General features: G+C 67.3%; 7 protein-coding genes and 1 pseudogene. 1 reads left to right on the top strand and 7 read right to left on the bottom strand.

Features of this window, described 5'->3' with window-relative positions; translation table 11 throughout:
* Positions 1-5: 5 nt before the first annotated feature.
* Complete coding sequence (locus tag ACFQBT_RS00195; protein ID WP_377819843.1) at positions 6-920, top strand: M56 family metallopeptidase; 915 nt, start codon at positions 6-8, stop codon at positions 918-920.
* Between the two features lie 3 nt (positions 921-923).
* Here ACFQBT_RS00195 and ACFQBT_RS00200 read toward each other — a convergent pair whose 3' ends face one another.
* From ACFQBT_RS00200 to ACFQBT_RS00230, 7 genes and pseudogenes are all read right to left on the bottom strand, one after another.
* Complete coding sequence (locus ACFQBT_RS00200) at positions 924-1,700, bottom strand: hypothetical protein (RefSeq protein ID WP_377819844.1); 777 nt, start codon at positions 1,698-1,700, stop codon at positions 924-926.
* A gap of 26 nt (positions 1,701-1,726) precedes the next feature.
* Complete coding sequence (locus tag ACFQBT_RS00205) at positions 1,727-2,518, bottom strand: hypothetical protein (protein WP_377819845.1); 792 nt, start codon at positions 2,516-2,518, stop codon at positions 1,727-1,729.
* Positions 2,515-3,969: a glycoside hydrolase family 3 protein gene (locus tag ACFQBT_RS00210; protein WP_377819846.1), complete on the bottom strand. Its 1,455-nt coding sequence runs from the start codon at positions 3,967-3,969 to the stop codon at positions 2,515-2,517. The genes ACFQBT_RS00205 and ACFQBT_RS00210 overlap by 4 nt, the downstream gene beginning before the upstream one ends.
* Positions 3,969-4,796, bottom strand: a complete 828-nt coding sequence (locus ACFQBT_RS00215) for a carbohydrate ABC transporter permease (protein WP_377819847.1) — start codon at positions 4,794-4,796, stop codon at positions 3,969-3,971. The genes ACFQBT_RS00210 and ACFQBT_RS00215 overlap by 1 nt, the downstream gene beginning before the upstream one ends.
* Positions 4,793-5,749 (bottom strand): carbohydrate ABC transporter permease, encoded by a 957-nt coding sequence (locus tag ACFQBT_RS00220; RefSeq protein WP_377819849.1) that lies wholly within the window; start codon positions 5,747-5,749, stop codon positions 4,793-4,795. The genes ACFQBT_RS00215 and ACFQBT_RS00220 overlap by 4 nt, the downstream gene beginning before the upstream one ends.
* Before the next feature lie 117 nt (positions 5,750-5,866).
* Positions 5,867-6,451, bottom strand: coding sequence for an extracellular solute-binding protein (locus ACFQBT_RS00225; protein WP_377819850.1), 585 nt, complete (start codon positions 6,449-6,451; stop codon positions 5,867-5,869).
* Positions 6,421-6,646, bottom strand: a pseudogene (locus tag ACFQBT_RS00230) (ABC transporter substrate-binding protein); the annotation flags it as partial. The gene ACFQBT_RS00225 and the pseudogene ACFQBT_RS00230, both read right to left, overlap by 31 nt.

The raw sequence follows: 6,646 nt of genomic DNA on the forward strand, positions 1-6,646 counted from the left end.
GAGGGGTGCCGGCGCTGATTCTTCTGTTCATCGCGGCGGCATGCGTGCTCACGACCCATGTGCTGCCGCGGTGGCGCGGTCAGGTGCGCGCGCCGGGTTCCAGCCTGTTCCTGTGGCAGGCGGTTTCGGTCGCCGCGATCCTGGCCGGCGTCCTGCTCGCCCCCGTGGCCGTGCTCGGCGTCGTCCGTGACGGCCCCGACCTACCGAATCCCGCTGCCCACCTGCCGTTGGTGCTGGTGGCCGTCGTCATCTCCGGTGTCCTGTGCGGTCGCCTGGCCGTCCGGGGCCATCGAGTGGGTACGGCGTTGCGGACCTCCCGGCGCCAACATCGCGAACTCGTCGACCTGCTCGCGGTGGATCCCGGCGGCGAGCCGCTACCCGACGTACGTCGATGGCGCGCCCTGGGCAGCCCGCCGCACTCCCTGCGCGTGCTCGCGCTCGAGACGCCGACGGCGTATTGCGTCCCCGGCCTCAGTGGCCGTGTGGTGGTCAGCGACGCGGTCGGCGAGCGGTTGGGACCGGTCGGCCTGCAGGCGGTCCTGGCGCACGAGGTGGCCCACCTACGGCAGCGGCACGACCTGATCCTGGAGTTCTTCACGGTGCTGCACACCGCCGTACCCACCGCGTTGCGCAGTGATCACGGGCTGAGTCGCGGCCGCTTGCTGGTGGAGATCCTCGCCGACCGCGGCGCCGAACAGGTTGTGGGTCGCACGCCGGTGGCCCGCGCGATCGTGTTGCTGGCGGATGCACCGCATCCCGCCGGGGCGATGGGTACCGGCGGCGCCCCGGCCGTCGCGCGTCTCGAGCGGTTGGCCGATACTCGTTCCTACACTGCCCAGACGGTGATCGTGAGCCTGGTCAGCGCGGTGCTGATCGCGCTGCCGCTGGCGGTCACCGCCTGGGCGCTGGCGGGGTACTGACCCTCACCCCTGGATGGCCCCCGCCGGTGCGGTGGCCGGGGCAACAGCGTTCCACCGGTCGAAGACGTACCTCTCGGTCTTGCCGCCCTCGGTGTGCTCGGCGCGCATCAGATGTCCCGAGCCGTCGGCGGCGATGATCCCCGTGGTCTGGCTGTCGGCGATCCGCCAAGCCGGCACACCGTTCTCGGAAACGGTGGTCAGTTTCATCTTCGTGGTCTTGGCGTCGCTGAAGTCGCTTTCCATCTCATCGAAGAGGCTCTTGAGGGTCAGATCGCTGAAGCTCTGGGCGGCGGTCGAGGGAACCACCACCCATTTACCGGCGTAGGTCGAGCCCTTGGTGTTGCCCGAGGACTTGTAGTACGCGGCGTCCCCGTTCACGTATTCCTTGCCGTCGACCACGACGAACTGCACCACACCGCCGTCGGTGGCGGAGCTGTTGGAGATCGAGCCGCGCTGGTTCTTGCCGTCGACGGTTCCGGCCAGCTCGATCTTGATCGTGTCCTTGCCATCGAGATCCTCGGCGACCACGTGCGCGCTCTTGACCTGCGCGAAGCCGGCGTTCATCTGGCGCACGGCACCCTGCACGGTGGGAGTTGCCGCGGCGGCGCTGGTGGTCGACGTCGGGCTGGCGGAGGAGGTGGAGCTTCCGGTCGTCGTACTCGCACCGGCGGAGTTGCTGCCGGTCGTGCTGACCGTGGTGGTGCCGCCGCAGGCGGCCAGCGCAAGGGCCAGGCCAGCAGCAGCGACGGACAGGGTGGTTCGGGTGACGTGACGGGTCATCCGGTCATGGTAGGTGCTGGTCGCGCTCAGGTCGTCACCGCATTCGACGGGGCATCGACCGTGGGTGCCGAGTCCCACTGGTCGAACGTGTAGGCCTGGGTGTTCAGCAGGCCCTTGTTGGATGCGCGCAGCAGCCGGCCGCTGCCGTCGGCAGCCACCAGGATCGTGGTCTGGGCGTTGGCTGCCTGCCAGATCTTCTTCCCGTCGCGGCTCGACTCGGTGACGGTCAGGCCGCGGCTCTCACTCCTGGACAGGTTGGAGTTCAGGTCGCTGAAGATGGTTCGCAACGTGAAGTCCCGGGTGGTCGATGCGGCACTGGCTGCCGGGATCGACAACCAGCGTCCGGCGACTTGCTTGGCCCGGGAGCTCGGCACCCCGGAGTATCGGTAGTACGCCTCGTTGCCGTTCACGTAGACGCGCGCGTCGACCGTGCGGATCTCCGCCTTGACGTTGTCCTTGTTGATGGTGAGCACGGTGCGTTGGTTGCTGCCGTCCACGGTGCCGGAGACGTCCAGCGTCCGCGTTTCGTCGTTCTTGGTGTATGTCGCGACCAGGTGAGCGCTCTTGGCGGTGGTGAAGTTCGCGGCGATCTGGCGGGTGAGGTCCTCGGCGGTGGGCAAGCCGCCGGTACTCGACGCGCTGCTACCGGGGGTGGTGCTTTGTGTCGGGCTTGCTGAAGGCGTAGGGCTGGCTGGAGGCGTCGAGCTGGTGGCGCCCGAGGGCAGCGTCAGATGGATCGATGACGCACAACCGGTCAGGCTCAGCGCCAACGCGCACGAAGCGGCGATTCGGGCAAGACGAGGTCGTGCGATGCTCACCTGTCTGATCGTAGGTGCGACCCGGGACGCAATGCCTCCGCAAGAGCGTCGGTCAGGACGCGGGCCTGCCCCCAGGTGCACACCACGGCCGGGTGTCGCAGGGCGGCGGGGGTGGGCCAGCCCAGCTCGACGGCGATCGCTTCCGGATTCTGCTCCAGGCAATGGGCCAGCCACGCCCAGACCCGAGGATCACTGCTGGCCCGGCGCCCGACGATCACCGCTGGTCCGCTCGGCGGCACAGTCTGATCGAGCGCATCGACGGCGACGTCGGTACTCGAGCCGAGGGCCAATTGACCCCAGACCGTCTCTCCGACAGCGGGGTTCGTGCCGCTGGTGATGCGGAGGACCGTGACCGGGCCGGGCGCAAGGTGGGGCGCGTCGGACACGACCCGGTCGGCGACGGCTCGTGCTCGAGCGCGTCCGGTGGCGATGGTGGCCGGATCGGGCATGGCCGCGCCGGTCCATCGCTGCCGCAGTGCGCCGACGCGCTGCGCTGCGTCGAGCAGCCGGTTGGCCGCGAGACTGCCGTCACGGACCGCGGCTTCGATGGCCTGCACGCACTCGAGCAGTACCGTCGGCGTCGGTCCGAGAAGCGGGCCCAGGCACAGTAGATCCGCTCCGGCGACGAGGGATTCGACGGCAGCGGCCGGGATTCCGCGACCCTGGCTGGCACCGGCCATATCGAGCGCGTCGGTGACGATGACCCCGTCGTAGCCCAGTTCGTCGCGCAGCAGCTCGGTGAGGACCCGGTGGCTCAGGGTCGCGGGGCGGCCGGGATCGAGGGCCTGCAACACAACGTGCGAGGTCATGATGGCCGGCGCTTGTGACGCGATGGCCATCCGGAACGGCAGGAGCTCGCGCTCGCGCAGGGTTGCCGCGTCGGCTGTCACCGTGGGCAGTGACACGTGGGAGTCGGTCGCGGTGTCGCCGTGGCCGGGGAAGTGTTTGAGACAGCCGGCGACACCCGCGTCGGCGAGGCCGGTGAGATAGGCCACCGTGTGCCGCCCGACCAGCTCCGCGTCCGCACCGAAGCTGCGGGTGCCGATCACCGGGTTGCGCCAGTTGCTGTTGACATCGGCCACCGGCGCGAGGTTGAACCACACTCCCGCATCGCGCAATTCGGTACCGACGGCGGCGGCGACCACGCGCGTGGCGTCCTCGTCGTCGACCCGACCGAGGGCGGCGTTGCCCGGGTAGGGGCTACCGTCGAGAGCGTGCAGCCGGGTGACGTCCCCGCCCTCCTCGTCCAAGGTGAGTACGGCGTCCGGAGCCAGGGCGCGTACCTCGCGTCCCAGCGCCGCGAGTGAGGATCCTTCGGCGATGTTGTTGCCGTAGAGGCAGATTCCGCCGAGCCCGGCCTCGTAGGCGGCGGGTAGCCAAGCCGGGATCGAGGTGCCGTCGAACGCGGCGAGCAGGACGCCGTACGCCGCGCGTTTGATGTCGGCGCTCATCAACCCTTCACCGCACCCGACACCAGGCCCGAGGCCATCTTGTTCTGCACGATCATGAAGAACACGATCACCGGCACCGCGACCAGGGTCGCCCCTGCCATGACGGCCGGCCAGTCGACGGCCTGGTTGGACACGCTGGACAGTCCGCGCAGCCACAGCGGCAGGGTCCGGTTGTTGGGGTCCATCACCACGACGGCCAGGGTGTATTCGTTCCAGGCCTGCAGGAATCCGTAGACGCTGCAGGCGACCAGGCCCGGCGCGAGCAGCGGGAAGGTCACCCGGAAGAACGCGCCGATGCGGCTGCACCCGTCGACCATCGCGGCTTCCTCGAGCTCCAGCGGCACGCCATCGACGAATCCGCGCAGCATCCAGATGGTGAAGGGCAGGATCATCGCGGTGTAGAGCAGCGCCAGGCCGAAGGCGGTGTTGTAGAGGTTCCAGTCGGCCAGCATCTTGTACTGGGAGATGAACAACGCCTCCGGCGGGATCATCTGCACGGCGAGCACGATCAGGATGAAGGAGATGCGGCCCCGGAAGCGGAACCGGGAGATCGCCACCGCGGCGATGAAGGCGCAGATCACCGCTGCGACGATCGCCATGAGGGTCACGATCAGCGACAGTTTCAGCGAGGCCAGGAAGTCCGCACCGAAAACCCTGCTGTAGGCGGAGAAGTCGAAGCTGGGGAAGAAGGCCGGCGTCGTGCCGCGCAGCTTCTCGATCGGTTGCAGCGAGCTGTTGACGATCCAGTAGACCGGGAAGACCCACAGGACCGCGAGCAGGATGGCGACGGTGTTCCAGCCGCGGGTGCGCATTGCCTTGGATTTCATGCCTGAGCCTCCTTCAGCAACGAGCGGATGTAACCCGAGCTGATGATCAGCGTCATCAACAGCACCAGCAGGGCCAACGCCGAGGCGACGCCGTAGTTGCTGTTACCGACGCCGAGTTGGTAGATGAACGTGCCGAGCAGGTTGGTCTCACTGACGGTTCCGCCGACGCCCTGCAAGTAGTTGATCTGGGCGAAAACCCTCAGGTCCCAAACGATCTGGAGCAGAACCACGATCGAGATCACCGGTCGGATGGTGGGGTAGATGATGTAGCGGAGTCGTTGCAGACCGCTGGCTCCATCGAGCGCGGAGGCCTCCAGCATCTCGTCGGAGACCTGGGTGAGGGCCGCGTAGAGGGTGAACACCACGAAGGGCACGCTCATCCAGACCACGATCACGGTGGCCACGAAGAAGAAGGACAGCGGATTGATCAGCCAGTTGTGCTGGTCGAAACCGGAGAACCCCAGGTGAACCAGTGTCCAGTTGATGACGCCGTAGGAGGTGTCAAAGAGCCACTGCCACACGGTCATTGCTGCGATGACGGGCATCGCCCAAGCCAGCAGGAGGCAAACCTGCAGGATGATCCGCGGCACGGTCGAGATGCGGGTCATCAGCAGTGCGATGGCGGTCGCGATGAGCATCGTGACGATGACATTGACGGCGCAGAAGGCCAGGGACCGGATGACCACGGCCCATACGTCGGGATCGGTGAAGACGGCCTTGAAGTTGTCGACCCCGTTAAAGGTGGCCGGCTGTCCGAACTGTTGGGCGCGGCCGTAGTGCTGGAACGCCATGATGCACTGGCGCACTAGCGGGATGCCCAGTCCGATGGCCAGCACGACGATGGCGGGAAGCAGTAACAACCAGGGACCCAGTGACCGACTGACCCATTGGCGCCGTACCTTCTTGGGCTGTTGGCCCGTCACGGTCACGGGTTCGTTGATGAGGATCGTCATGTCCTGGCCTGGTCGATTCGATTGCTGGGCAGAAAGATTGGTGTACGTCGGGAGCCCGGCTTGGCGGGGTCGCCGGACTCCCGACGTAGTTGGTGTGGGCTCTGCGAGCCCGGTGGATCAGGAGCTGGCGTTCAGCGCCTTCTCCAGTTCGGCATCGGTCGCCTTGGCGGTGCTGGCCACGTCAGCGCCGCTCGCGATCTTGCCGAAGAACGCCTCCATCACGTTGGAGGTCTCGATGCCGGCCCAGTTGGGCGAGGTCGGCGTCAGCTTGGAGTTGCTGGCCGCCGAGATCGCGGCCTTGGCGAACTCGTCGGTGCCCATCAGCGAGGTGAAGTTGGAGTTCGCCGGCCCGAGGCCGTTCTTGGCGAGCAGCTTCTGGTAGTCGTCGCTGTAGATCAGCTTCAACAGGTTGAACGCCTGGTCCTGGTTCTTGGACTTGGCCGCAATGCCCAGGTCGGAACCACCGGCGAAGACCGGGGCCGCTCCACCGTCGGTGCCCGGCAGCGCGAACGCGCCCAGGTCAGCGGTCTTGGACTTGTCGACACTCCACCGGGCCCAGCTGGGCGCCATGAACATGGCGTTCTGGCCGTTGTTGAAGGCAGTCCACGGCTCGGCGTCCTTACCGTCCTTCGGCGCGACGGTGGAGTTCTTGGCCAGATCCTGCCATTGCGTCAGGCCCTTGATGCTGTTGGCCGAGGACAACTTGCCGACCCACTTGCCCCCTCCTGGGTGGCGATGTCGCCGCCGTTGGCGAACAGCCAGCTGATGCCGTTACGCCAGTCCTGGCCGGGCACCCAGAAGCCGGAGTACTTGGAGTTGCCGGCCTGCTTCTGCTTCAACGTGACCGCAGCCTTGTTGAAGTCGGCGAGCGTGGTGGGCACGGCGACACCGGCGTCC

This window comes from Branchiibius cervicis, assembly GCF_042661605.1.
Classification (GTDB): domain Bacteria; phylum Actinomycetota; class Actinomycetes; order Actinomycetales; family Dermatophilaceae; genus Branchiibius; species Branchiibius cervicis.